Genomic DNA, 25,075 nt, shown 5'->3' on the forward strand with positions numbered 1-25,075 from the left:
TTTCCAGCGCCGTTCCCAGCGGTTCCCGACTCATCCCGGTTCATCCCTGATTTATCTCGCTACTCGTCCGGGATTTATCTCACTTCTCTTCAGCTTACCGCGGCACACGTCACTCCCCTGACCACCGCTCCCCTCAAGCCGCCACCTTCAAATCCTCGATCGCTCGCTGCCTCACGCCGAGATCGTCCCAAAGCTCCGGATGGCACGTGAACACCAGGATCTGGTGACGTGTCGCCGCGTCGATCAGCGCACGTTTGATCGCATCGCGCCGCGCGGCGTCGGTGTGCACCGCGGCGTCGTCGAGCATCAGTAACGTCGGGCGGCCGGACGCCTTCAACAGATCCGCGTACGCCAGCCGCGTGAGTATGCCGAGCTGTTCGCGGGTGCCGAAGCTCAACGCGTCGAGCGTATCGGCGCGACCGTTGCGATCGAGGGTCGCGGGACTCAGATCGTCGCCGAGCGCGATCGTCGACTGCGGGAAAATCCGCTTCAGATAATGCCCGAGACGTTCGGTCAGCGGCGCGCGCAGTTGCGCCACCGCCGCATCGCGTTCGTCGACCAGCACTTCATCGAGCAAACTCAACGCGCTTGCGCGCAAGCTCAGTTCGTCCTTGCGCCGCGTGGCCTGCTCCACCGCGGCTCGCACAGCAGCGAGACGCTCGCCGAGTCCCGACGCGCCGACTGTTTCGAGTTGACTGCGCAATTGAGCGATCCGCAATTGCCGCTCGTGCTGTTCGCTGCGTGCGAGTTCGGCAGATGCCCGGTAGCGTTTCACCTCGGCTGCAGGGTCATCCAGGCGTACCGCCTCCAGCTCGCGCTCGCGTCCTGCGAGCTGCTTTTTCAAAGCCTCGACCTGCACGCGTTGCTCGACGATTTTCGTTTGCCAGAGCGCACGGCTGCGGCAGAACGCGTCGTCGTTCAGTTGCGCCTCTTTGCGCTGCAACTGCCCAGCGAGCGAATCAGCGGTGGCCGTGGCGGTCGTTCTGGTTTCCGCGGCCCGCGCCAGCACTTTTCTGGCGGTTTCCAGCGCATCGCGGGCGATGTCGGCAGCGCGGCGTGCGCCGTCGAGCGGCGGCGCGGCGGAAACATCGGGCAACGTCGCCAGACGTTCGTTCGATGTCTGCAATCGCACGGCTGCCGAAGCCAGGGCGGCGCGCAACGCGTCGACGCCATGCGGCGCGTGCACGTCGAGAATCTTCGCCTGGCTTTTCTGCTGCGCGACGAGCGTCTTCCACTGCTCGTGACGCGCCTGCGCTTCGCCCAGCGATGCGACACCCAGCGTCTGCAACAGTTGCGCATGCTGGACCTCGAGCGACGCCAGCCCGCTCAGCTGCGCAGACAGATCGGACACGCCCGGGATCACGCGCAATTCGCCGAGTTCGCCGAGACCGATCCGCATCTCCTCGTCGAGCCGCAGCACGCCCTCGCCGGTCACTCGCGCATCGCCGACCGTGATCGTGCCGTTCAGCCGGTATTCGATCCGCGTCATCGCGGCTTCGGTTCGCGCGCGCAGCACCGTCAATTCGGTGTCGAGCGATTGCAGCCGTTTCAGTTGCGTCACGTCGATTTCGAGCGCGGCTGCTGAACGGGTGGCCTCGATCACCGCCTCGTTGGCGGTTGTCGCGGCGGCAATCGCCGCGTCGAGCCGCTCGCTTTCCGCACGATGCAGCGCGATCTGACTGCGCAGATCGGCGGCCGTGACAGCGGCGTTAGCCAGCTCGAGCGCACGGTTCGCATCGGCATACGCCTGCTCCAGCTGCGCAACACGCGCCACCGCAACGTCGTGCTCATTCTGGGCAGTCGACACGCTGGCTCTCGCAGCGTCGAGTTGTTGCCGCTCGCGCGCGACCGCGGCTTCCAGTTCCGTCGCGCCCTGCTCCTGCTGCAACGACAGCGCCAGTTCCGCTTCATGCAATTGCAGCGACTGCAACAAGCCCTGAAGACTGCGTTCGAGTTCCGCCGCGGCATCGGCGCGCTGTTGCGCCTGCACCGCCTTCTGCTCGTGCAGCTCCCAGGGCCGCTTGCGTTGCGCGTCGTCGAAAGCTTCCTGCTGCGTCGCCAGACGCGCGATGTTTTCTTCGAACTGTAGACGCTGCTGCTCCAGATCGTCTCGCTCGATAATGAGCCCCGCCAACGCCTGCTCGGCTTCGGCCAGCGGCCCGGTGGATTTCTGCGTACGCGCGGTCAGCAACTGCCGAAGCTCACGCTGCACCGCTGCGATCAACGCGTCCTCGCCCGCCGATTCGTTGCTTCCCGACAACTGCGACAACGCATCGCGCAGATATTGCGCCGCGTGGCCGGTCGAATCGCGCACCTCCTGCGTGCCACCCTGTTGCACCCACAACAAGCCCGGAACGCCGGCGTTCTCCGCCTTGAGCGGCCCGCGCGCCGAACGTGAAAACCCGAGCAGCGCGGCAAGCTTGTCTTCGGCTTCGTCTTCGCCGAACACGGCCTGACCGATGCTCAGATCGCAGCGCTGCCGTGTGACGAAGTGCTTCGACAGCTTGCACGCGGCGCCGTCGAGGTCGAACGTCACTTCAACCGAGGGCTGCCCGCTCGCCTTGCCCCACGGCAGCAGATCTTTCAGATGCGACGCCTTATAGCGTTCGAGGAACACGGCCCGCACCGCCTCGGCGATCGTGCTCTTGCCGGCCTCGTTCGGGCCGGTGAAGAGGTTGAGCCCGGGCTGCAGATCGTCGATGACGAGCCGGCCCGTGAACTGCTTGAACTCCTGAATCGCGATACTTTCGAGCTTCATGCGGACCTCGCTTCGCGCGGCAGTTCACGTTGAAAACGCGCAAGCAGCAGCAACGCCTCCGCCGCACGCTTGAGCTGTTGCGGATCGGCCTGCGGGTCTTCCTGCAAGCCGCGCAGACGTGCCACCACTTTCGCGAGGTAGCCGCTTTGCGCACCGAGCTCGGCGAGGTCGTCGGCGGTGGGCAGCACTTGCAGGCCGCCCAGATCGGTACGCAATGCGCGCACGCGTGCGCGGGCCTCTTCCACCGCGACGTGGAGCGCTTCGGCCTCGGCCAGCGCGGCCGTGCCGCTCACCACGAGGCGCAGCACATCGGCGGCGCCCAACGCGGCAAGCCGCGCCTTCAGCGCATCCACATCGGTCGGCACCGAAATCAGTTCTTCCCACCGCTGCCATTGATACTTGCCGACCCGCACCGCCTCCACCACCGGCAACGCGCCCGGCTCCGTCAGCGTGACGTCGAGCATGAAGCCCGGATCGTTGGCGCGGAAGCGGTCCTGCTCGTGCGTGCCGGCATACCAGGTGCGCTCGTCGACACGATAGCGGCCGTGCCAGTCGCCGAGCGCGAGATAGTCGAGATGCGCGCTCGCCGCGCGCGTCGGCGCGATCGGATTCGACGAATCGATGCCCTCCTGCAGGATCCCGCTGACGCTGCCATGCGCAAGCCCCACGCGGCAGTAGCCGGGCGGCGTTTCGGCGGCGTCGAAGAAGGCCGTCGTGTCGTCGTATGTGATGCGTTGCGTGAGCGGCGCGCATAACACAGCGCCGCGGCAAGCGTCGAGCGCCACCACGCCGGGTTCGAGCACCACCCGCACGTTCGGCGCAATGCAGTTCAGACGCTGCGCGCGGGTCCAGACGCTTTCGACCAGCGCGGCATCGTGATTGCCCGGCAGCATGATCCATGCGCCGGAGAACGCTTGCAGTGCGCCGAACAAACGGCGAATCACCGTGTCCGATACGGTTTGCTGATCGAACACGTCGCCCGCGACCAGCACGGCGTCGACCTTGCGCGCTGTTGCTTCCTCGGCGATCCGGCGCACGGTCTCGAAGCGCGCTTCTGCGAGGTGTGCCGCTTCGTCCGGCTCGAACTGGCCGAATTGCGTGCCTATCTGCCAGTCCGCGGTGTGCAGAAACCTGATCACTGTGCCTCCATTCCGTTCATTTCCATCGTCGTCCGGTGCTTGCCCGATTGACCTGCTCAATCGTCGCTGCGTCGTCGCCCGGCAGTCTAACCGCAGATGTTACCGCGCCGTCGGGACAAACGACGCGCTGAGCGCAGGACACACTGCCGGAACCGCGGCGCTACACTCGCGTTTCCGGACCCGCGCGTCGAGCGTCAACCGTGCTGCATCGACTCAATCGCATTCCAATCGAACAGACTCCGCTGCCCTGCTGCCCATGAACAAAGAGACCGAGCTGAAAAAGGCCAAGCGCAATCCGTTGCTGTTGCTGCTGGCCGCTGCGTGCATTTTCGTCGTGACGGCTTTCATGCCGCGCGGCGTCTGGGTCGACGGGATCAAGGCGGTGTCCGAGGCCGCGATGGTCGGCGCGCTCGCCGACTGGTTCGCGGTGGTCGCGCTGTTTCGCCGCGTGCCGATCCCGATCGTGTCCGCGCACACGGCCATCATTCCGAAGAACAAGCACAAGATCGCCGACAACCTCGCGGTCTTCGTGCAGGACAAGTTTCTGGATGTGTCGTCAATCGTCGGGCTGATCCGGAAACACAATCCGGCGCAAAGCATTACTTCATGGCTCACCACGCCCGCCAACACCGATCGTTTGGGCGACTACGTCGTCAAACTGACGGGCGGCATCCTCGAGTTGACCGACGACGTGCGCATCCAGGTCTTCATCAAGGACGCCTTGCGCGACATGCTCGCGAAAGTGGATCTGTCTCAATCGCTGGGCGCGATTCTCGACACGCTGACCAAAGACGGCCGTCATCAGGAATTGCTCGACGCCGGCATCGAGCAGGTCGTAGCGCTGCTGCGCGAGCCGCAGGCGCGTGAATTCATCGCCGAGCGCATCGTCGATTGGATCAGGAGCGAATATCCGACGATGGAAAAGATCCTGCCGTCCGCGTGGATCGGCGAACAAGGCGCCGAGACGATCGCCAACGTGGTGAACCGGATGCTCGAGCAGATCAGCGACAACCCGGCTCATCAGCTTCGCCAGAAGTTCGACGAAGCCGTGCAACGGCTGATCGCGCGGCTCAAGACCGATCCGGCGTTTCTGCAAAAAGGCGAGGAACTGAAACGTTACCTGGTGGAAGGCGACGCGTTCAGCACCTATGTGAAGGACATGTGGGCCGAATTGCGCGCGTGGCTCAAGCGCGATCTGGACAGCGGCGATTCGGCATTGCACGCGAGAGTGGTCGCGATGGGCCAATGGGTGGGCCGCGAACTGGCGTACGATCCGGCGCTGCGCCAATCGCTGAACGACCATCTGGAAGAAGCCGCGCGCGCAATGGCACCGGACTTCGCCCAGTTCCTCACGCGCCACATCAGCGACACGGTGAAGAACTGGGATGCACGCGAGATGTCACGGCAAATCGAGCTGAACATCGGCAAGGACTTGCAGTACATCCGCATCAACGGGACGATGGTCGGCGGCTTTATCGGCCTGCTGCTCTATGCGAGCTCGCAACTGCTCGAACTGTTGCGGATGCACATAGGGTAAGAACGGGGGTAAGAATGGAGTAAGAATAGGGTAAGACTCGCGCCCATCAAAACGCCTACAATCCAGGCATACGAATTGCTCATGCGCTCTATTGGCTGCCGCCGGCCCATCCTCGCGCGCCGTCGATGAAGCGACAGCGCCACTACATCGGAACGTTTTGCTCATGAAATTATCCTTACCGCCGCGGGAGCGGCCGAACCGCGTATACCCGCCAGGGACGCCGGGTCTGCATGGTTTGGTCTCGGTGGTCACCGGCGTGGTGGTGGTGTGCGCGCTCTACTTCGGGCGCGCGGTGCTGATCCCGATCACGCTGTCGGTGCTGCTCAGCTTTCTGCTTGCGCCGCTGGTGCAGGCGTTACGGCGGCTGCGCATGGGCCAGTTGCCGTCGATCTTTATCGCGGTGCTGTTCGCCCTCGCCACCTTGCTGGCCGTCGGCGGGCTGATCGGCGCGCAACTCGTGCAGCTGGCGAGCGATCTGCCGCAGTATCAGGTGGCCATCGAACAGAAGATCGAGACGGTGCAGGAGAAGACCGTTGGGCGCGCCGATACGCTGATGACCCGCGCCGCCGCTACGCTGCAACGCGTCGCGCCGACGCGGCCGACCCCGCCGCGCCCGACCGGCCGTGCCGCCCGCAACGCGCCCGCCGTGCCGACGCCGGTCGAAGTCCACGAGCCGTCGCCTACTCCGCTGCAACTCGCCCAACGCGCGTTGTCGCCGGCCATCGCGCCGATCGAGACCACTTTCATCGTGCTGGTGGTGACGATCTTCATCCTGCTGCAACGCGAAGATCTGCGCGACCGTTTGATCAGTCTATTCGGCTCGCGCGATCTGCATCGCACCACCACCGCGATCAACGATGCCGCCGGGCGGCTGAGCCGCTACTTCGTCGCGCAACTCGGCTTGAACCTCGGCGCGGGCGGGATCATCGCCATCGGTCTCGCGATCATCGGCGTGCCTGGCGCGCTGCTGTTCGGCGTGATCGCCGCGTTGCTGCGCTTCGTGCCGTACATCGGCATCTGGATCGCCGCGATTCTTGCCGTGTTTCTCGCCGCCGCCATTCAGCCGCAATGGACCATGGCCGTCTACACGCTGATCCTGTTCATCGTGGTCGACGTGGTGGCCGGGCAGATCGCCGAGCCGTTTCTGTATGGTCATCGCTCGGGCCTGTCGCCTCTGGCCGTGGTGGTGGCGGCAATTTTCTGGAGCTGGCTGTGGGGGCCGATCGGGCTCGTGCTGTCGACGCCGCTCACCTTGTGCGTCGTCACGCTGGGCCGTTACGCAGACCGGCTGAACTTCCTGACCGTGCTGCTGGGCGATCAGCCGGCGCTCACGCCCGCGCAGAATTTCTATCAGCGGCTGCTCGCGGACGATCCGCATGAAGCCATCGTGCAGGCCGAGCGGCTGCTGCGCGAGATGTCGCTGATCGATTACTACGACAAAGTCGCGCTGGAAGGGCTCAAGCTCGCCCGCAACGACGCGATGCGCGGTGTGCTGATGCCCGAGCAGTTGGCGCGGATCAACGACGCGCTGGTCGATATCGTCGAGAACCTGGAAATCGCGGACGGCGTGCCAGATCGGCTGTCGCCCACGGAGCCTGCCGAATCCGCTGGGTCCGCATTGGCGTCGGCATCGGCGGATCTTTCTGAGCGGCATGACGGCTACACTTCGGCCCGCTTGCAGGCGCATCAGGAAACCGACAAAACGTCGGTGCTATGTGTGCCCGGACGCGGCGCGTTCGACGAAGTGACCACGGCGATCGCCGTGCAATTGCTTGCGCGCCAGAACCTCGCACCGCTGATGGCCACCCACTCGGGGTATCGCAGCGCGCGTGCCGACGAACCGAGCTTCAGGGACGCGCCGATCATCTGCATCGTCTCGCTCGACGCGCCGGATTCGCCGCCGTATCTGCGCAATATGCTGCGGCGCACGCGCGAATGGCGGCCGCGGGCGACGGTGATCGTGGGCGTCGGCGTGGGCGTCGGCGACGGCGCATCGGAACGCGGCGCCGAAACGGGGGCGACCGGCGCTTCACACTCGGCGCCGACGTTCCGCGCGATGATCGAAGAGTGCCAGGCAGCGGCCTCGTTGCCGTACCCGCGCCAGCCGTCGCATACGGCCGGGGCCGCAATCGGTGCCGCCGGAGCCGGAGCCGGAGCCGGAGCCGGAGCCGGAGCCGGAGCCGGAGCCGGAGCCGACTAAGCATAGTCGCCGGTCAGCGCTATTGGAGAAGGCCGTGGGACACGCCCGTGTCTCACGGCCTTCTCCGTTTATAAACGGCGTGCCAATCTGCTCCGCCCTGCGCGCCAAACCCCTCCTGTACCCAAAATGAGGACAGACACAGCGCGCCCCTCCTTCATACTTTACCCATCGATTCGCACCGCCTCCGAAGAGGGCTGAAGCCGCGGCGGGAAATCATTCGCATCGAAAATCCTGGAGGCACGCATGAGCGGCGCGGCTTCCGTCTGCTTCTGCTTTGACTGCGTGAAGCGTGAGTCTGAAGCAACGGAGAACGCGGATGACAAAACCGTCCCGCGTAGTCGACGCGGGACGGCTCACCCTGCCGGTACGCTTTAACGCCCCGGATACAACCCCAGCGTGCTCGCATGCAAACGCGCGAGACCTAGCAATGCATCCGTATACGGCGTCGGTACGCCGGTCAGTTGTCCCAACTCGCGCACCGCTGCCACCAGCGCGTCGAGTTCAACCGCCTTGCCTGCCTGCACATCTTGCAGCATGGATGTCTTCATCGCGCCGAGTTTCAGCGTGACCTCGTGCCGATCCGCCGGTGCCTGCTCGATCGGAATACCGAAACGCGCGCCGATCTCCTTCGCTTCCAGCATGACGCTCGTGACGAAGCCGCGCACCAGTTCGTCGCTGAGAATCCGGTCCGTAGTCGCGCCGGTGATCGCGCTGATCGGATTCATCGTCATGTTGCCCCACAGCTTGTACCAGACGTCGCGCTGAATCTGCTCCGACATCGAGGCATTGAAACCCGCCGCGGCCAGCGTCGCCGTGAGTGCCCTGGCGCGCTCGCTCGGCTGCCCGGACGCCTCGCCGACAATCAGCCCATTGCCCTGATGATGCTTGATGACGCCGGGCGCATCGACCAGACAGCTGGCATGCACGACGCAGCCCATCGTCTGCGCGGTTGGAATGGCAGCGGCAATCGCGCCTTCGGGGTCGATCGACTTGAGCCGCTTGCCGGCGAATTCGCGACCGAGCCCGTCGCAGAACCACCACGGTACGCCGTTCATCGCGGTGAGCACGGTCGTCTGCGCGTTCAGCAACGGCGCAATATGCGCGGCCACCGACGCCATCGCCGGCCCTTTGACCGCCACCACGACGAGATCCTGTGCGCCCAATTCCGCCGGGTGCTCGCTCGCGTTCACCTTCACGGTATGCGTCTCGCCGCCTTCGATCAAACGCAACCCGTGTTGCCGCAACGCGGCAAGCGTCGCGCCGCGCGCCACCACGCTCACGCCGTGACCGGCCTGCGCGAGCTTCACGCCGATCCAGCCGCCGATTGCGCCCGCACCGTAGATACCTACTTTCATTGTTTCAATCCTCGCTTTGATCCTGCGCTGATGCGCGTCTCAATCCTTCTGTCTCAATCCCTATAGCTGGCGTCGATGCGGTCCACCCGCCGCACCAAGGCGTCGAACACGTCCTGCCCCGCACCGTGACGCGGATCGAACTGCAACGCGTCGCGCGAGCTGCGGATCGCCACCTCCTCGGGAACCGGCCGCGCGCGGCCCATCGACAACGTCGCCATTTGAATCTCGCACGCGCGGTTGAGCGTCCACAGCACCGCGAAGGTTTGCGGCAGCGTGTGGCCCCATGCCAGCAGACCGTGGTTGCGCAGAATCACCGCCTGCTTGTTGCCGATATGCTCGAGCAGCCGCGGCCCTTCTTCCGCATGCACGGTGATGCCTTCGAAGTCGTGATAAGCAACGCGGTCGTGCAATTGCGCGCTATAGAAATTGGTTTGCTGCAAGCCGTCTTCGAGGCAGGCCACCGCGACACCGGCCGTGGTGTGCGTGTGCATCACGCAGTGCGCATCGGGCAAGCCTTCGTGAATCGCCGCGTGCACGACGAACCCCGCCGGATTCACCGGATAGGACGAGTTATCGGGCACACGGCCTTGCGCGTCGATCTTCACGAGATTGCTCGCCGTCACCTCGCTGTAGTGCAGGCCGAACGGGTTGATCAGAAAATGCCGTTCGCCCCCGCTGACGCTCGCCGGCACACGCAACGTGATGTGGTTGTAGATCATCTCGGTCCAGCCGAGCATATCGAAGATGCGGTAGCACGCAGCCAGTTGCACGCGTGCCTGCCATTCGTCGGGATGCATTGCGGCGTATTTCGGTGCGGTTGCCGGCGGCAATTCGAGGGTAGTCATCAGGGTCTCCATTTTTGTCGTTTCATTCGCGCGGGCAATGATCAGCTGCAAGCGGCAAGATCAGCGACAGGCAGCGACGAGCAGCGACAAGCGGCAACAAGCAGCCGCTATGCGCCCGCCACCACCGCCGCTATCGACGACGCCACATAGTCCGCGTTGCGCGCATTCAAACCGGCTACGCACATGCGCCCGGAACGCAGCACATACACCGCGTATTCGCTGCGCAAGCGCTCGACTTGTGCTTCGCTCAGGCCGGTATAGGTGAACATGCCGCGCTGCGCGACGTACCGTGCGCGCATCACTTCATCGACGCGGCCCGCGAGGCCCGCGTGAATCGTCTCGCGCATCGCGAGAATCCGTTCGCGCATGGCGCCGAGTTCCGCCTCCCAGGAGGCACGCAACGACGTGTCGGACAACACATCGGCAACGAGTCGCGCGCCGTGCGTCGGCGGATTGCTGTAGTTCGCGCGCACCGTCGACATCAATTGACCGAGCACGCGGCCGGCCTCTTCCGCGCTCCTGCAGACCACGCTCAACGCGCCGCAGCGTTCGCCGTACAGCGAAAAATTCTTCGAGAACGAATTGGCCGCCATCAACGGCACGCCGGCCGCGGCCAGCAAACGGACACAGGCCGCGTCTTCTTCCAGACCTGCGCCGAAGCCCTGGTACGCCATGTCGACGAATGCAATCAGGTTGCGCCGCAGCAATACCGGCGCCAGTTCGTCCCACTGGGCCGGGTTCAGATCGACGCCGGTCGGGTTGTGACAACACGCGTGCAGCAGCACGATGCTCTGTTCCGGCAAGCGGCCGATCGTGTCGAGCATGTCGGCGAAACGCAAGCCGCCGGTGTGTTCGTCGTAGTACGGATAGGTGTTGACCGTGAGCCCCGCGCCTTCGAACACCACGCGATGATTTTCCCAGCTCGGATCGCTGATCCAGATCTGCGAGGCCGGGAAATAGCGTTTCAGAAAATCGGCGCCGACTTTCAGCGCGCCCGAGCCGCCGATCGTCTGCAAAGTCGCGATCCGGCCGACCGCGCGCGCTTCGTTGTCGGCGCCGAACACCAGCGCCTGAGCCGCGTCGCGATACTGCGGCAAGCCGGCCATCGGCAGATAGGAGCGCGGCCCGATCGCTTCGAGCAGCGCGCTTTCGGCGCGGCGCACGGCGTCCATCACCGGCAGCTTGCCGGCATCGTCGAAGTAGATGCCGATGCTCAGGTTGACCTTGTTCGGGCGCGGGTCGAGTTGAAAGTCCTCGTTCAGGCTCAGGATCGGGTCGCCGGGGTAAGCGGGAATATGGTCGAACATGGTCATTCCTTGAGTATGGGCCGTTGCAGAAAGACGAAGTCTAATGCGGCGCTGGATTCGGGTGTCGAGAAGAACGAGTGTCGGCCAGGCGGCTGCCGGGCACAATCAATCGTTTTTTCACGATTCGTAAGTTTCTCTTTAGAATCGCCTCATGCCTCTCACTCGCGTCACTATCCGGCAGTTCGAAGCGTTTCTCGCCATCGTCGATTCACATCGTATCGGCGCGGCGGCGGAGCGGCTCGGACTGACTTCGTCGGCCGTCAGCCAGTTGCTCGCCGAACTGGAAACGGAACTGGGCTTTCGTCTCTTTGACCGTACTACGCGGCGAGTGAATCTGTCGAGCGCGGGACAGGATTTTCTGTCGTCGGCCGAATCGGTGCTGCGCCACGTGCGCGCGGCCGCCCAATCCGCCGACGATATCCGCAACCGCGCCGCCGGCATCGTGCGGGTCGGCGCGCCGCTGGTGATCGCGGCGACCGCGCTGCCGGCGGCCATCGCCGAGTACGCGCGCGATAAACCCAAGGTGGTGGTGCGCATTTTCGACACCGTGGTCGAGCAACTGGTCGAGCGTGTGGAGAGCGGCGACGTGGATCTGGCGATCGGTCCCGACCGCCAGAGCGGCACGCGGGTCCGCTGCGATCCGGCGTTTGCGAGCCCGTGGGTGATGTGGTGCGCGCCGTCGCATCCGTTGAACGCGCGGCGCCGGTTGCTGTGGCAGCATCTGCGCGATGTGCCGATCGTCGCCACCGGGCGCGATCACGAGCGCGCAGTCGAACAGATGCTGGCCAATCTGCCGGCCGAGACGCGCATCATCCCAGTAGACGTGGTGGACAACGTCACCACCGCGTTCGGCCTTGCCGCGCAAGGGCTCGCCGTGACGCTCGCGCCCGCCTACGTGGCGCCGCTCGCCAGGACGTTCGGGTTGGCGATGAGGCGGATCGTCGATCCCGAAACGATCCGCGAGGTGTGCGTTTATCGCTCGACCGAACGTGCGTTGTCGCCGCCGGCGGATGGTTTCGCCGACTTCATCACGCCGTGGCTAAAGCGCTGGGACCGCGACACGCAGGCCGAGGCAAAACCCAGGCGAGGGCGGCTTCCGGCTGACTTTTGACTTCAGGTCCTGTTCACGCCGGATCAGGACCGCTTCGGCAGCAGACATCGCGCGAACAACTGGCGCTGGCTGGAAATGCCGGGCCGCGCTGGCGGCGGCATGCTTGTGCTTTTGGGCTAAAACCGGTAATTCAAAGAAACATCCAACACGCCATTGGCCTTTCGCTGCGTGATCGGGCTGTCCCCAGCGCTGCCAACGAGTTGTTCGAACGCGCCGTCAGCGGTCGCGAACCAGTGCTTGTCGAACAGCCACACCATGCTGACGCCGAAGCCTACCGACTTGAAGCCCGCGCTCGCGTGATACTGCGGGTATTGCGAGTGCGCCGCCTGATGCTGATTCACGCCGAACCAGCTATTCATGTAAGTGGAGTCCGCGAGTGTCACGTTGGGTCCGGCGAACCAGAAGAACTTTTGCGTGCTGCCCGGCATCGGCAGGTAAGCGCCGAGGTCGCCGATCCAGCCATTCGAACCGCCGAAGTAGCGTCTGACGTCGGCGCGCAGCACGAGCGGGAAATTCTTCGACACGACATATTCGCCCGACAGTTTGACACCCGGCGCCGGATTGAGGTTGCCGAGGCCGTTCAGTTCCTGCGGATCGTCATGAGCGCGACGCCCGAGATCGTAGACCGCTTCGATACTGGCGCGCCAGTTCGGTCCTTGCGCGAAGTTGGCCCCGAAGCCTTCACCGCTAGAGAGGAAAAACAGGTCTTTGTAACGCACGTCGACGCTCGGACCGGCCATGATGTGATAACGCTGCGAGCCCTCATAGCGTGGCTGGAACGACGTGGCCGCGCCGACGCGCACCTGCCAGTCCGGAATGTCGGGTTGCCACATCTTTTGCAGCGCAATGCCGGCGGCGTACTGCCATTCACCCAATGGCGAAGGCGTTTGGGCCGAAGCCGCTACCGGTAATCCGGCAATGCCGCCAATGGCCACGACGACCAGAGAAGTTGCCGCAACGCCTGTTCGTTTATCGCGGAACTTGCCGATCCGCTTTCCACAGCTGTTCAACACCCTAACCTCCGATCTCGCATATCGCAAAAGGGTTGATGTTCTCGCCCGGTGTCCGCGACAACGTGTCTCCAATGAATTGAAAACATCCGAACGCCCGCCGCACTACTCCCCGGCGCGTAACTTTTTCAGTGAACGACACGCACAATTCGTCAAAATACGCTGTCCGGAACTGTTTCGGCACGTCAATCCGGGCTTTCGTATGAACAGACATGTGCGAGAGATTTCCCGACGCAGACGCTTGCGCAAAATGCGGGCCTAATCGCTGATCCGCATGCTCAGTTGGGTGATATTCGATCCGGACGACGAACGCATGGACGTGGGCCATGCCGCAAGCAGTGATTAAGCAACAGTGGGGTGCCCCCCCCCAAAAAAACGGCGCCGCTCGATGCGGCGCCGGAGATCACCCGGTGGAGTTGCGCAATGACTGCTCTACTGCTGCGCCGCTTCGACCAGCGCCGGCTTGTCACGATACAAAGCTGGGAACAGGCGCTTCAGGTTCGCGACCTTCGGCATGTCGTTGATCGCGATATACGCTGAGTTGGGATGCAGCGTCAGGTAGTTCTGGTGATAAGACTCAGCCGGATAGAAGCCCTTGAACGGCTCCGTCCTCGTGACGATCGACGCGGAGAAAACATGCGCTTTGTCGAGTTGCGCGATATAGCTTTGCGCGACGCGCCGTTGCATGTCGTTGAGCGGGAACACCGCTGAACGGTATTGCGTGCCGCTGTCGGGCCCCTGGCGATTCAGCTCGGTCGGGTCGTGGATCACCGAGAAGTACACCTGCAGCAACTGGCCATAGGTCACCCTGGCCGGATCGAAGGTGACCTGAACGGATTCGGCATGGCCGGTGTTGCCGCCGCTGACGGTTTCGTACTGCGCGGTATCGCGCTGGCCGCCGGAATAGCCCGACACGGCCTTCGTGACGCCGCGCACGTGCTGGAACACGCCCTGCACGCCCCAGAAGCAACCGCCCGCGAACACGGCAGTCTCCTCGTGCGACGTGGCTGCGGAAACTGGTTCGTCGAGCGCGGGCGGTGCGATCACGACTGCGGCCTCCGACGAGAACGCCACACGCTGCGTCCCCAGCAACGCCACCGCGCACAGTCCAAGCGAAAGCATGATGGCCGCTACGCGCGAGCGGGCCGGTTCGCCGATGATGCGTTTTCCGATGCTCATGATGTTCGTCCTGATTGGATAGGCTCGCTCCGTGCGACGCCTGCTCATGCCGCCGCCGGCGTAAAGACCAGCGCGAGGCCGTTCATGCAATAACGCAGACCGGTCGGCTTGGGTCCATCGTCGAATACGTGGCCCAAGTGGCTGCCGCAACGCCGGCACAACACCTCCTCGCGCGTCATGCCGAACGACTTGTCGGAGTGGGTAATGACCGCATGATCCAGTGGCTGCCAGAAACTCGGCCAGCCCGTGCCGCTGTCGAACTTGGTCTTCGAAGAAAACAGCGGCAGTTTGCAGCCGGCGCATGCAAACGTGCCCCCGCGGTGCTCGTTGTTTAGCGGGCTGCTGTAGGGCCGCTCCGTGCCGGCTTCGCGCAGAACGTTGTACTGCGCGTCGGTGAGCAGCTTGCGCCACTCGGCTTCGCTATGTGTGACTTCGTAGGCCGCCGCTGCGTTTGCGCCTGCCGCGAAGGCTGCGCGCCATGCCGAGGTACCGCCGGCCAGCGAAGCCGCACCGATTAATCTGAAGAATATCCGTCTGCTGCAAGCCATGATGATCGCCCCGGAAAATCTGCTCCATTCACCCCGTTCCCGCGCCTCCGGCGCCTCCCGCGAGTGGTCCCGATGCTTAGTCGGCCCAGTGCGGGTTTTATGACAGCATGCGCGTCTTTTCGCGTGAAGGCAGCAGTCAGAGCGGAAATTTAGTGGTCGACAGGATCTCCTTGAGGACCATGAACGAGCGGATCTGGCGCACGCCCGGCAGATACAGCAACTGCTCCGCGTGCAGGCGATTGAAGCTGTCGCTGTCACGTGTGCGGATCGTCATGAAGTAGTCGAACTCGCCGGTGACGACATGGCACTCCATGCAACCCGGCACCTTCTGCGCGGCTTTCTCGAAGTCCGCGAACGACTCCGGCGTGGAGCGATCCAGCACCACGCCGATGATCACCAGCATCCCCGCGCCCGCCGCTTTCGGATCGATCAACGCGACGACTCCGCGAATCAGCCCGGACTCCTTCAACCGCTCCACGCGCCGCAAACAGGCCGGCGCGCTCAGCTTCACTTTAGCCGCGAGCGCGACGTTCGAAATCGACGCATCGGTTTGCAGCTGACGCAGGATCGCGCGGTCGATGCGATCGAGCGCCTGGAGCGGATCGGTTTCAGCCGTCGATACGCTACGAATTTTTGTTGCGTTCATGGGTTTCCATACGAAGTTTTATTACGTTATTTTACTTTCCTTAATCTTTAAAGTAGGTCCAGTTGAATTTTTTAGCAAGCTCATTTCCAGCACTTTTACCTACCATCTGTTTAACGCGAAAGCTTGCTGTTCGCGTCAAACCTACAACCGGAGCTGCTATGAACCTGCAACGATTCCCTCGCTATCCGCTGACTTTTGGGCCGACGCCGATCCAGCCGCTGAAGCGTCTGAGCGACCACCTTGGCGGCAAGGTGCATCTGTATGCGAAACGCGAGGACTGCAACAGCGGTTTTGCGTTTGGCGGCAACAAGACACGTAAGCTTGAGTATCTGATTCCCGAGGCGCTGGCGCAGGGCTGCGACACGCTGGTATCGATCGGCGGGATCCAGTCGAACCAGACCCGCCAGGTGGCGGCGGTCGCAGCGCATCTGGGGATGAAGTGCGTGCTGGTGCAGGAGAACTGGGTCAACTATTCGGACGCCGTGTACGACCGCGTCGGCAACATCCAGATGTCGCGCATTCTGGGCGCCGACGTGCGGCTGGTAGCGGACGGTTTCGACATTGGTTTTCGCAAGAGCTGGGAAGACGCATTGGAAAGCGTGCGGGCCGCCGGCGGCAAACCGTACGCGATTCCGGCAGGCTGCTCCGATCATCCGCTGGGCGGCCTCGGTTTTGTCGGCTTTGCGGAAGAAGTACGGCAGCAGGAAGCCGAGCTCGGTTTCAAGTTCGACTACATCGTGGTGTGTTCGGTGACGGGTAGCACACAGGCCGGCATGGTGGTCGGTTTTGCTGCGGATGACCGCGCTGAACGCGTGATCGGCATCGACGCCTCCGCGAAACCTGCGCAGACGCGCGAGCAGATCACGCGAATCGCCAGACAGACGGCAGAAAAAGTCGGCCTCGGACGCGACATCACCGGCAAGGACGTGGTGCTGGACGAACGCTATGGCGGTCCGGAGTATGGTTTGCCGAACGAAGGCACGCTCGAGGCGATCCGTTTGTGCGCGCGCCTCGAGGGTGTACTGACCGATCCCGTGTACGAAGGCAAATCGATGCACGGCATGATCGACAAGGTACGCAAGGGCGAATTTCCGGAAGGTTCACGCGTGCTGTACGCCCACCTGGGCGGCGTGCCGGCGCTGAACGGCTACAGCTTCATATTCCGCAACGGGTAAATCAGCAGGCAGCAGAAAGCTGCAAACGGCGGCGCAAAGCGAACTGCTTGCGCCGCCATGGGTTAGCAGCCGGGAGCAACCGAGCCAACCCAATCTGCGAGAAGTACCCTTCTGCGCGCGCAGCGCCGCCGGAATCAGGAAACCAGAACCTTCCCCAACTGCTCCCGCAAAAAAGCGACAAAAACCCGAATCGTCACCGAACTCTGCCGATGCTGCGGATACACAGCGTAAGCCGTCGACACTCGAGGCAGGAACTCATCCAGCACGGTCACCAACTGACCGCTCCTGATAGCATCGGCCACGATAAAATCAGGAAGCCGAACGATCCCCAATCCAGCTGCAGCCGCATCGCGAATCAGATCCCCGTTATTCGCCCGCAGCGGCCCCCGCAATTCAAAACTCTTGACCGCCCCATCGACAACGAACTCCCAGCTCACCACCCCACCGTGCCCATACAGCAAGCAGGAATGCCGCTCCAGATCGGCAGGCACTTTGGGCGCCCCGCGCCGACGCACATATGCAGGACTGCAACAGGCGACCATCCGCACATCGGCGAGCTTCTGCGCGATCAGCGTCGAGTCCGGCAACGTGCCGATCCGAATCGCCATGTCGAAGCCCTCGCCCACCACATCGACAGTGCGATCGCTCAGTTCCATATCGAACCGCACATCTCCATGCTTGCGTAGAAACATCGCCACGAGCGGGGACAGATGCATCATCCCGAACGACATCGGCGCGCTGACCCGCAACAAACCGCGCGGCCCGGCGCGCCGCAGCGACATCGCCTGCTCGGCATCCTCCACTTCACCCAGGATGCGCCTCGCGCGCTCGTAAAACTCCTGACCCAGTTCGGTCACGGCGAGCTTGCGCGTATTGCGGATCAGCAACTGCACGCCGAGCGCCTCTTCCAGCGCCATCACGCGCCGGCTGACGAACTGCTTCGATAGCGACAGCCGGTTGGCCGCCGCGGTGAAGTTATGGGCGTCGACCGTGGCGACGAAGATCCGCATGTCATCGAGTTGCATTGTATTGTCCACCCATACACGACAGTGTTTCCTGTATGGACGCGATTATATACACCCAGATTGACTTACACTCTCCTTCATTGATCGCGGACAAACATCTGGCCGGATCGCACAAACCAGGGAGAAATACGATGCTCGATATCAGACACGCCAATGAACGCGGCCGCGCGGAGCACGGCTGGCTCAGCTCACGTCATACGTTTTCCTTCGCGAACTACCACGACCCGAAGCAGAACGGCTTCTCCGACCTGCTCGTGGTCAATGACGACCGCGTCGCGCCGGCACAAGGCTTCGGCAAGCACCCACATCGCGACATGGAAATTTTTTCGTACGTGCTGGAAGGCGCGCTTGAACACAAGGACACGATGGGCACCGGTTCGGTGATCGTGCCAGGCGACATCCAGTTGATGAGCGCAGGTACCGGCGTTGCGCATAGCGAATACAACCATTCGAAAAGTGACCCCGTGCATTTCCTGCAAATCTGGATTGCGCCGGCACAAAAAGGCACGCCGCCGCGTTACCAGCAACGCCACTTCGGCGCGGATCAGAAGCGCGGCGTGCTGCGTCTGGTGCTGTCGCCGGATGGTGCGAACGAATCGCTGGCGCTGCAACAGGATGCGCGCGTCTATGCCGGCCTTTTCGACGGCGACGAAACTGCCCGCCTCGAACTCGCCAGCAACCGCTATGCTTATGTGCACGTGGCGCGCGGCAGCGTGACGGTGAACGGCGTCGAACTTGGCGAGGGCGATGGTGCGCGGGTCCGCGGCGAAGAAGCGCTGACCTTCACGCAAGGTAAAGACGCCGAAGTGCTGGTGTTCGATCTGCGTAACATCGAAATGTCGGAGCTCTGGTCTTAATCGGCTTCATCGGGGTTCGCCGCGAAGTGTGCGGCGAGCCTCACCTCTTTCTGCCCTATCGAGAAAAAATCATGCGCTACACGCTATTTGAAAACCGTAAAGACGAACTGATTCTCGTCTCCCGCATCCTGTTGATGGTGTTGTTCGTGATGTTCGGCTGGTCGAAGCTGACGGGCTTTTCAGGCACCGTCGCCTATATGACGTCGAGCGGCGCGCCGATGCCCGGGTTGTCCGCGATCATCGCCGTGGTGATGGAGTTGGTCGTGGGCATCGCGCTGGTGGTGGGCTTCTATACGCGGCCGCTCGCGTTGCTGCTCGCGCTCTATACGTTGGGTACGGCGCTCATCGGCCACCACTACTGGAACATGACTGGCGCGGTGCAGTACGACAACATGATTCACTTCTACAAGAACATTAGCGTCATCGGCGGATTGCTGCTGTTGTGCGTGACCGGAGCGGGAAAATACTCGTTCGACCGGCGGTGAAGTCACGCTTCAATCTCCGATAAAGAAACGCCGCCCGGCGTAAACCGGGCGGCGTTTTTTTATTACCTGCGGGTTCGCGCTAGCCGACAAACTGCGCCAGCACACGCTCGCGAATCGCCGGCCGGATATTCGACTGCGCCATGTTGCCCTGATAGTGCGCGACCACACGTGGGTTCATCACGCGGCGGTCCGCAAAGGCCGCCGTCCACTGCCTAAAACAAAACCATCAAACCGCCAGCTCTGCGTCAGCCTCGCTGACCACTTCGTCTTCATCACTGCTGCGGATCAGATGATCGAACGCGCTGAGCGATGCCTTCGCGCCCTCGCCCACGGCAATCACGATCTGCTTGAACGGCACGGTCGTTACGTCGCCGGCGGCGAACACGCCCGGCACTGACGTCGCGCCGCGTGCGTCGACGACGATCTCGCCGTGTTTCGACAACTCCACCGTGCCCTTGAGCCACTCGGTGTTCGGCACGAGGCCGATCTGCACGAACACGCCTTCCAGTTCGACCTTCTTCGTTTCGCCCGAACGCAGATCCTTGTAAACCAGACCGTTGACCTTCTTGCCGTCGCCGGTGATTTCAGTGGTCTGCGCCTGTGTCACGATCGTCACGTTGGCGAGGCTGCGCAGCTTGCGTTGCAGCACTTCGTCGGCACGCAGTTGTGCGCCGAATTCGAACAGCGTCACTTCACGGACGATACCCGCGAGATCAATCGCCGCCTCGACGCCAGAATTGCCGCCGCCAATCACCGCGACGCGCTTGCCCTTGAACAGCGGACCATCGCAATGCGGGCAGTACGCCACGCCATGATTGCGATACTCGCGCTCGCCCGGCACGTTGATTTCGCGCCAGCGCGCACCGGTCGCCAGAATGATGGTCTTCGCCTTGAGCACCGCGCCGTTTGCCAGACGCACTTCGTTGATGCGGCCCGGGATCAGCGCTTCAGCGCGCTGCACGTCCATGATGTCGACTTCGTAGCTCTTCACGTGCTGTTCGAGCGCCGTCGCGAACCTCGGCCCTTCGGTTTCCGTCACGGAGACGAAATTTTCGATCGCCAGCGTATCGAGCACCTGGCCGCCGAAGCGTTCCGCAACCACACCCGTCGCAATGCCCTTACGCGCCGAGTAAATCGCGGCCGCCGCACCCGCGGGGCCGCCGCCGACGATCAGCGTATCGAACACCGGCTTCTTTTCCAGTTCCTTCGCCGCACGCGCACCGGCGTTGGTATCGAGCTTCGCGAGGATTTCCTTCACGCCGCTGCGGCCCTGGCCGAACACTTCGCCATTCATGAACATAGTCGGTACCGCCATAATCTGGCGCGCTTCGACTTCGTTCTGGAACAGCGCGCCGTCGATCGCCACGTGGCGGATGCGCGGGTTGATCAGCGCCATCACGTTCAGCGCCTGCACGACTTCCGGGCAGTTCTGGCACGACAGCGAAAAATACGTTTCGAATCGATAGTCGCCGTCGAGGTTGCGGATCTGTTCGATCATCGCATCGTCGAGTTTGACCGGATGGCCGCCGACCTGCAAAAGCGCGAGGACGAGCGACGTGAATTCATGCCCCATCGGAATGCCGGCGAAACGGATGCCCGCATCCTTGCCCGGCTCGCCGATCGAAAACGACGGCTTGCGTTCGTCGCCGCCGCGACGCTCGATCACGGAAACACGCTCCGACAGCGAAGCGATATCGTTCAGCAATGCCAGCAGCTCCTGCGATTTCGCGCTGTCGTCGAGCGAGGCGACGATCTCGATAGGCCTGCTAACCTTTTCGAGGTACGTTTTCAACTGAGTCTTGAGATTGGCGTCAAGCATGGCTATTCGATTCCGTGACGAGGGGTGTTGGGTCCCGGGCGCCGCACACATCCGGATAGGAAGCGTGCAGCCCGGGGACGCGCGGACCGCTCCATGAAGCGATCCGCACGGAGATGCGCCGCAGCGCGGCGCTTACTGCGGTGGGACCTGGACCTTAGATCTTGCCGATCAGGTCGAGCGACGGGGTCAGCGTTTCAGCGCCCGGCGTCCACTTGGCGGGGCAAACTTCACCCGGATGAGCCGCGATGTATTGCGCAGCTTGCACCTTGCGCAGCAGTTCGCCCGCGTCACGGCCGATACCGTTGTCGTGGATTTCGCACAGCTTGATCTCGCCTTCCGGGTTGATCACGAACGTGCCGCGCAGCGCCAGACCTTCTTCTTCGATCAGCACGTCGAAGTTGCGCGAAATTGCCAGCGTCGGGTCAGCCAGCATCGGGTACTTGATCTTCTGGATCGTGTCCGACGTGTCGTGCCATGCCTTGTGCGTGAAGTGCGTATCGGTCGACACGCTGTAGATTTCGACGCCGAGCTTCTGGAATTCGGCGTAACGATCGGCCAGGTCGCCCAGTTCGGTCGGGCAAACAAACGTGAAGTCAGCCGGGTAGAAAACGAATACCGACCACTTGCCCTTCAGGCTTTCTTCAGTGACGGTCACGAAATCGCCGTTGTGATAAGCCTGTGCCTTGAACGGTTTGACTTGACTGTTGATGATCGGCATTTGCTGAGTCCTCTTTGCTGAGTGGTTGGAAAGTGGAGTCAGTATGTCAGACGTCGCTTAATAGGTAAAGCAGATTGTTTTAATAATAGTAATAGTTTTACGCTATTTATCGACCCGCTGACAGCTATCGCGCCGGATCAGTCTTTCATAAGCCGCCAAAGGGTCGTGCGGCCGATTCCCAGCGCCCGGCTCGCCGCGGCTCGGTTGCCGCCAGCCTCTTCAAGAGCGCGCATGGCGTCCTCGCGGGTCGGGGTGCTGCGGGCCGGAGCATCATCAGCGAGGTGGGGCGCCGAGGCTGGCGCCGCGGACTGCTTCATCCGCCCGAATTCTGGAAACACCGCTTGCCGATCCTGCCAGGCCTCGCCGGCCGGATCGCTCAGGTAGATCGCGGCGCGCGCCAGCAGGTTCTCCAGCTCCCGGACGTTGCCGGGCCACGCATAGTGCTCGAACAACGGCGTGAGGAACGCCAGCACACGCTCGAACGCCGCATCCGGCAGCCCGTATTGGAGCGCGCTGCGGCTTAACAAGTGCCGCGCCAGTTGAGCGACGTCGCCGCGTCGTTCGCGCAGCGGCGGCAATTCTATCTGAAGCAGGTTCAGACGAAAATACAAATCCGCGCGGAACACACCCTGTTCGACCAGTGCATGCAGATCGCGGTGAGTGGCAGCGATCACCCGCACGTCAATCGGCGTCGCGCGCCCCGAGCCGAGTTTCATCACTTCACGTTCCTGCAACACGCGCAGCAGACGGCTTTGCAGCGCCGCCGGCATCTCGCCGATCTCGTCGAGGAAAATCGTCCCGGTGTGGGCGATCTCGAAGAGGCCCGGCTTGCCGCCGCGCCGCGCGCCGGTGAACGCGCCCTCCTCGTGGCCGAACAGTTCGCTCTCGATCAGCCCTTCGGGCAGCGCCGCGCAATTGAACGCGACAAACGGATTGCCGCGCCGCCGGCTGGCGTTGTGGATGCCCTGCGCGACCAGTTCCTTGCCGGTGCCGCTTTCGCCGCTCAACAATACGGTCGCGTCGTGCGCGGCGCCCGCGCGCGCGAGCCGCCGTACCCGCTCGAGCGCCGCCGAGCCGCCAACCAGATCGTCCAGACTGCGCCGCGCGACCAGTTGCTTCGGCCGCTGGCTGGTGCGCAGCGAGCGGTCGATCCGCTGCGCGATCAGCGCATCCTGCACCGTCACCACCGAACCGGAACGCAAACCTTGCTCGACGATCGGCACGCAGTTGACGATCAGCGCACGGCCGCCGATCTGCTCGATCCGTTCTTCGACCGGCGCGTCGTGCTCGAGCGTCTCGCGCAGCAGCGGTCCGACGGCGCGCGCCAGTTGCGCGGGCACGTCCTGTTCGCGGTCGAGGCCGAGCAGATCGAGCATCGCCGGATTGACGGCTTCGAGCTGACCGGCGTCGTCGAAGGCGGCGACGCCGTCGCGCAGGTGAGCGACGATCGTGTTCAGACGCACGCGCTTCGATTCCTTCTCACGGCTCACGCGCGCCAGTTCGACCGAGCGCTCGAACGCTTCTTCAACCGCCCCGAGCGAGTACAGAAAGACGCTCTCCAGGCCGGCTTGCTGGGCGAAATCGCATGCCATACCCGGACCGATGATGACGCTGCAACCTGCGGCGGCCAGGTTGTCGACGGCGAGCCGCACTTCGTCGACCGAACGGTACGCGCGCTGCCGCAGACCGACATTCAGCCACGCGCCGAGGTCGGCGAGTTCGTGCGAGATCGTTTCATGCAGCACGAGGCCGATCTGCGCGCCGGGCCATGTGGTGGTGGCGCGGGTGATCGCGCTCAGCACGTCGAAGCCGTTCACCTTGACCATCACGACCGGCACGCTCAGGTTGTCGCGCAGGTAGGCGCCGTTCGATCCGGCCGCGAGGACGACGTCCACCGCGCCGGCATCGACATAAGCCTGCAACGCGGTGACGGCTGCGCCGTAGCCTTCGCGGACCGGGAAAAACCTGGCGCGCCCGGCGTAGCGCGGCGCAACCGTTTCGCACAACGTCTGCAGACGGCTGATACTGACGAGAGCAACGCCGGGGCGGCCCGGATTCGGGTTGGCAAGGGACGGCGTGAAAGTGGACACCGCGACACTCCATTCGTAGCTGAACATTCGTAGCTGAAACGTTCCATGAAACGTTTCATGGAACACGCCGGCCATTCTGCCATGAACCACCGTGCCACGCCCTACCGCCTAACCTACTGATTGTTCGACGCAAATCTGCGCACCCGCGACTGGCATGCTTCCTGCGCGCCATGCTGGCCTTTCTATCCCACTTCAGATGATCCGGAGACAAACTGTCATGAGCACTTCTTCCGCCACCCGCCGCGCCGCCTTCCGCGCCAAAGTCAACGAACGCCAGGGCCTGCTCGTGCCCGGCGCCTTCAACGCGATGAGCGCGCGCGTGATCGAAGACGCCGGCTTCGAAGCGCTCTACATCACGGGCGCCGGCGTCACCAACATGTCGCTCGGGTTGCCCGACCTCGGCTTCATCGGCCTGGCCGAAGTCGCCGAACACACGGCACGGATTCGCGACGCGGTCGCGCTGCCGCTGATCGTCGATGCGGACACCGGCTTCGGCAACGCGCTGAACGTGCGCCAGACCGTGCGCGTGCTCGAGCGCAGCGGCGCCGACGTGATCCAGTTCGAAGACCAGATCATGCCGAAGAAATGCGGCCACTTCGCCGGCAAGGAAGTGGTCAGCACGAGCGAAATGGTCGGCAAGATTCGCGCGGCCGTCGACGCCCGCGAAGACGGCAATCTGCAAATCATGGCGCGCACCGACTCGGCCGCGGTGCACGGCATCGAAGACGCCATCGAGCGCGGCCATCGTTTCATCGAAGCCGGCGCGGACATTCTGTTTATCGAAGCGACTGAATCGCTCGCCGACATCGAACGTCTGCCGGCGCTGTTCGACAAGCCGCAACTGATCAACATCGTGATCGGCGGCAAGACGCCGGTGCAATCGCGCGAAGCGCTCGCGAAACTCGGCTACGGCATCGTGCTGTACGCGAACGCGGCGCTGCAAGGCGCGGTGCTCGGCATGCAACGCGCGCTCGGCACGCTCAGGAGCAACGGCCGCCTCGACGAAGACGCCACGCTGGTCGCGCCGTTCAGCGAACGCCAGCGGCTCGTCAACAAGCCGCTGTACGACAGGCTCGATCGCGAGTACGCGGCGAAGGACTGATCGGCGCGACGACCTCGCAGTGTTTCCGGCGCGCCTGCGCGCGTCGGCCGCCGGCTTGCGTTACGCCACTGTTACGGCCCTCTCAGGCGGTGTCGTGCAGGTTATTGCGTTAGGATTCAGGGCTGGCGGCTACGTCACTGACACGTCACTGACACGTCACTGACACGTC

General features: G+C 63.4%; 20 protein-coding genes. 7 read left to right on the forward strand and 13 right to left on the reverse strand.

Annotated elements, in window-relative coordinates:
- Positions 1 to 133 precede the first annotated feature (133 nt).
- Both AC07WT_RS31655 and AC07WT_RS31660 read right to left on the reverse strand, forming a co-directional pair.
- On the reverse strand, positions 134 to 2,758 hold the full coding sequence (locus tag AC07WT_RS31655; RefSeq protein ID WP_494950006.1) for an AAA family ATPase: 2,625 nt from the start codon (positions 2,756 to 2,758) through the stop codon (positions 134 to 136).
- On the reverse strand, positions 2,755 to 3,897 hold the full coding sequence (locus AC07WT_RS31660) for a metallophosphoesterase family protein (protein ID WP_494950007.1): 1,143 nt from the start codon (positions 3,895 to 3,897) through the stop codon (positions 2,755 to 2,757). Before AC07WT_RS31660 ends, AC07WT_RS31655 begins: the two co-directional genes overlap by 4 nt.
- 256 nt (positions 3,898 to 4,153) lie before the next feature.
- Between AC07WT_RS31660 and AC07WT_RS31665 the strand changes: the two genes are divergently transcribed.
- Both AC07WT_RS31665 and AC07WT_RS31670 read left to right on the forward strand, forming a co-directional pair.
- Positions 4,154 to 5,434: a DUF445 domain-containing protein gene (locus AC07WT_RS31665; RefSeq protein ID WP_494950008.1), complete on the forward strand. Its 1,281-nt coding sequence runs from the start codon at positions 4,154 to 4,156 to the stop codon at positions 5,432 to 5,434.
- Between the two features lie 163 nt (positions 5,435 to 5,597).
- Positions 5,598 to 7,634, forward strand: coding sequence for an AI-2E family transporter (locus AC07WT_RS31670; RefSeq protein WP_494950009.1), 2,037 nt, complete (start codon positions 5,598 to 5,600; stop codon positions 7,632 to 7,634).
- A gap of 371 nt (positions 7,635 to 8,005) precedes the next feature.
- On the opposite strand, the gene AC07WT_RS31675 is transcribed toward AC07WT_RS31670, so the two are convergent.
- From AC07WT_RS31675 to AC07WT_RS31685, 3 genes are all read right to left on the reverse strand, one after another.
- The gene (locus AC07WT_RS31675; RefSeq protein WP_494950010.1) at positions 8,006 to 8,989 is read right to left on the reverse strand and encodes a 2-dehydropantoate 2-reductase; all 984 of its coding nucleotides are present in this window, start codon (positions 8,987 to 8,989) and stop codon (positions 8,006 to 8,008) included.
- A gap of 53 nt (positions 8,990 to 9,042) precedes the next feature.
- Positions 9,043 to 9,834, reverse strand: coding sequence for a class II aldolase/adducin family protein (locus tag AC07WT_RS31680; RefSeq protein WP_494950011.1), 792 nt, complete (start codon positions 9,832 to 9,834; stop codon positions 9,043 to 9,045).
- Between the two features lie 107 nt (positions 9,835 to 9,941).
- Positions 9,942 to 11,141: an amino acid aminotransferase gene (locus tag AC07WT_RS31685; protein WP_494950012.1), complete on the reverse strand. Its 1,200-nt coding sequence runs from the start codon at positions 11,139 to 11,141 to the stop codon at positions 9,942 to 9,944.
- A 151-nt stretch (positions 11,142 to 11,292) separates the two neighbouring features.
- On the opposite strand from AC07WT_RS31685, the gene AC07WT_RS31690 reads away from it, so the two are divergent.
- Positions 11,293 to 12,252 (forward strand): LysR family transcriptional regulator, encoded by a 960-nt coding sequence (locus tag AC07WT_RS31690; RefSeq protein ID WP_494950013.1) that lies wholly within the window; start codon positions 11,293 to 11,295, stop codon positions 12,250 to 12,252.
- 116 nt (positions 12,253 to 12,368) lie between these two features.
- On the opposite strand, the gene AC07WT_RS31695 is transcribed toward AC07WT_RS31690, so the two are convergent.
- The 4 genes from AC07WT_RS31695 to AC07WT_RS31710 form a co-directional block, all read right to left on the reverse strand.
- On the reverse strand, positions 12,369 to 13,265 hold the full coding sequence (locus AC07WT_RS31695) for a MipA/OmpV family protein (protein ID WP_494950014.1): 897 nt from the start codon (positions 13,263 to 13,265) through the stop codon (positions 12,369 to 12,371).
- Positions 13,266 to 13,694: 429 nt separating this feature from the next.
- Complete coding sequence (msrA, locus tag AC07WT_RS31700) at positions 13,695 to 14,441, reverse strand: peptide-methionine (S)-S-oxide reductase MsrA (protein ID WP_494950015.1); 747 nt, start codon at positions 14,439 to 14,441, stop codon at positions 13,695 to 13,697.
- A 44-nt stretch (positions 14,442 to 14,485) separates the two neighbouring features.
- The gene (msrB, locus tag AC07WT_RS31705; protein ID WP_494950016.1) at positions 14,486 to 14,989 is read right to left on the reverse strand and encodes a peptide-methionine (R)-S-oxide reductase MsrB; all 504 of its coding nucleotides are present in this window, start codon (positions 14,987 to 14,989) and stop codon (positions 14,486 to 14,488) included.
- Positions 14,990 to 15,125: 136 nt separating this feature from the next.
- Complete coding sequence (locus AC07WT_RS31710) at positions 15,126 to 15,635, reverse strand: Lrp/AsnC family transcriptional regulator (protein ID WP_492593303.1); 510 nt, start codon at positions 15,633 to 15,635, stop codon at positions 15,126 to 15,128.
- A 158-nt stretch (positions 15,636 to 15,793) separates the two neighbouring features.
- On the opposite strand from AC07WT_RS31710, the gene AC07WT_RS31715 reads away from it, so the two are divergent.
- Positions 15,794 to 16,810 carry a 1-aminocyclopropane-1-carboxylate deaminase gene (locus tag AC07WT_RS31715; protein ID WP_494950017.1) on the forward strand — a complete coding sequence of 339 codons (1,017 nt, stop codon included), beginning with the start codon at positions 15,794 to 15,796 and terminating at the stop codon, positions 16,808 to 16,810.
- Positions 16,811 to 16,944: 134 nt separating this feature from the next.
- On the opposite strand, the gene AC07WT_RS31720 is transcribed toward AC07WT_RS31715, so the two are convergent.
- Positions 16,945 to 17,835, reverse strand: a complete 891-nt coding sequence (locus AC07WT_RS31720; RefSeq protein ID WP_494950018.1) for a LysR family transcriptional regulator — start codon at positions 17,833 to 17,835, stop codon at positions 16,945 to 16,947.
- A gap of 131 nt (positions 17,836 to 17,966) precedes the next feature.
- On the opposite strand from AC07WT_RS31720, the gene AC07WT_RS31725 reads away from it, so the two are divergent.
- The gene (locus tag AC07WT_RS31725) at positions 17,967 to 18,692 is read left to right on the forward strand and encodes a pirin family protein (protein WP_494950019.1); all 726 of its coding nucleotides are present in this window, start codon (positions 17,967 to 17,969) and stop codon (positions 18,690 to 18,692) included.
- Positions 18,693 to 18,763: 71 nt separating this feature from the next.
- Positions 18,764 to 19,177, forward strand: a complete 414-nt coding sequence (locus AC07WT_RS31730) for a DoxX family protein (RefSeq protein ID WP_492593299.1) — start codon at positions 18,764 to 18,766, stop codon at positions 19,175 to 19,177.
- A gap of 226 nt (positions 19,178 to 19,403) precedes the next feature.
- On the opposite strand, the gene ahpF is transcribed toward AC07WT_RS31730, so the two are convergent.
- The 3 genes from ahpF to prpR form a co-directional block, all read right to left on the reverse strand.
- Positions 19,404 to 20,996 carry an alkyl hydroperoxide reductase subunit F gene (ahpF, locus tag AC07WT_RS31735; protein ID WP_494950020.1) on the reverse strand — a complete coding sequence of 531 codons (1,593 nt, stop codon included), beginning with the start codon at positions 20,994 to 20,996 and terminating at the stop codon, positions 19,404 to 19,406.
- 154 nt (positions 20,997 to 21,150) lie between these two features.
- The gene (gene ahpC, locus AC07WT_RS31740; RefSeq protein WP_492593297.1) at positions 21,151 to 21,714 is read right to left on the reverse strand and encodes an alkyl hydroperoxide reductase subunit C; all 564 of its coding nucleotides are present in this window, start codon (positions 21,712 to 21,714) and stop codon (positions 21,151 to 21,153) included.
- A gap of 137 nt (positions 21,715 to 21,851) precedes the next feature.
- Positions 21,852 to 23,804, reverse strand: coding sequence for a propionate catabolism operon regulatory protein PrpR (gene prpR, locus AC07WT_RS31745; RefSeq protein WP_494950021.1), 1,953 nt, complete (start codon positions 23,802 to 23,804; stop codon positions 21,852 to 21,854).
- Between the two features lie 217 nt (positions 23,805 to 24,021).
- Between prpR and AC07WT_RS31750 the strand changes: the two genes are divergently transcribed.
- Positions 24,022 to 24,906 carry an isocitrate lyase/PEP mutase family protein gene (locus tag AC07WT_RS31750; RefSeq protein WP_494950022.1) on the forward strand — a complete coding sequence of 295 codons (885 nt, stop codon included), beginning with the start codon at positions 24,022 to 24,024 and terminating at the stop codon, positions 24,904 to 24,906.
- The last annotated feature ends 169 nt before the right edge of the window (positions 24,907 to 25,075 follow it).

The organism is Paraburkholderia sp. GW821-FHT02A12 (assembly GCF_059422005.1).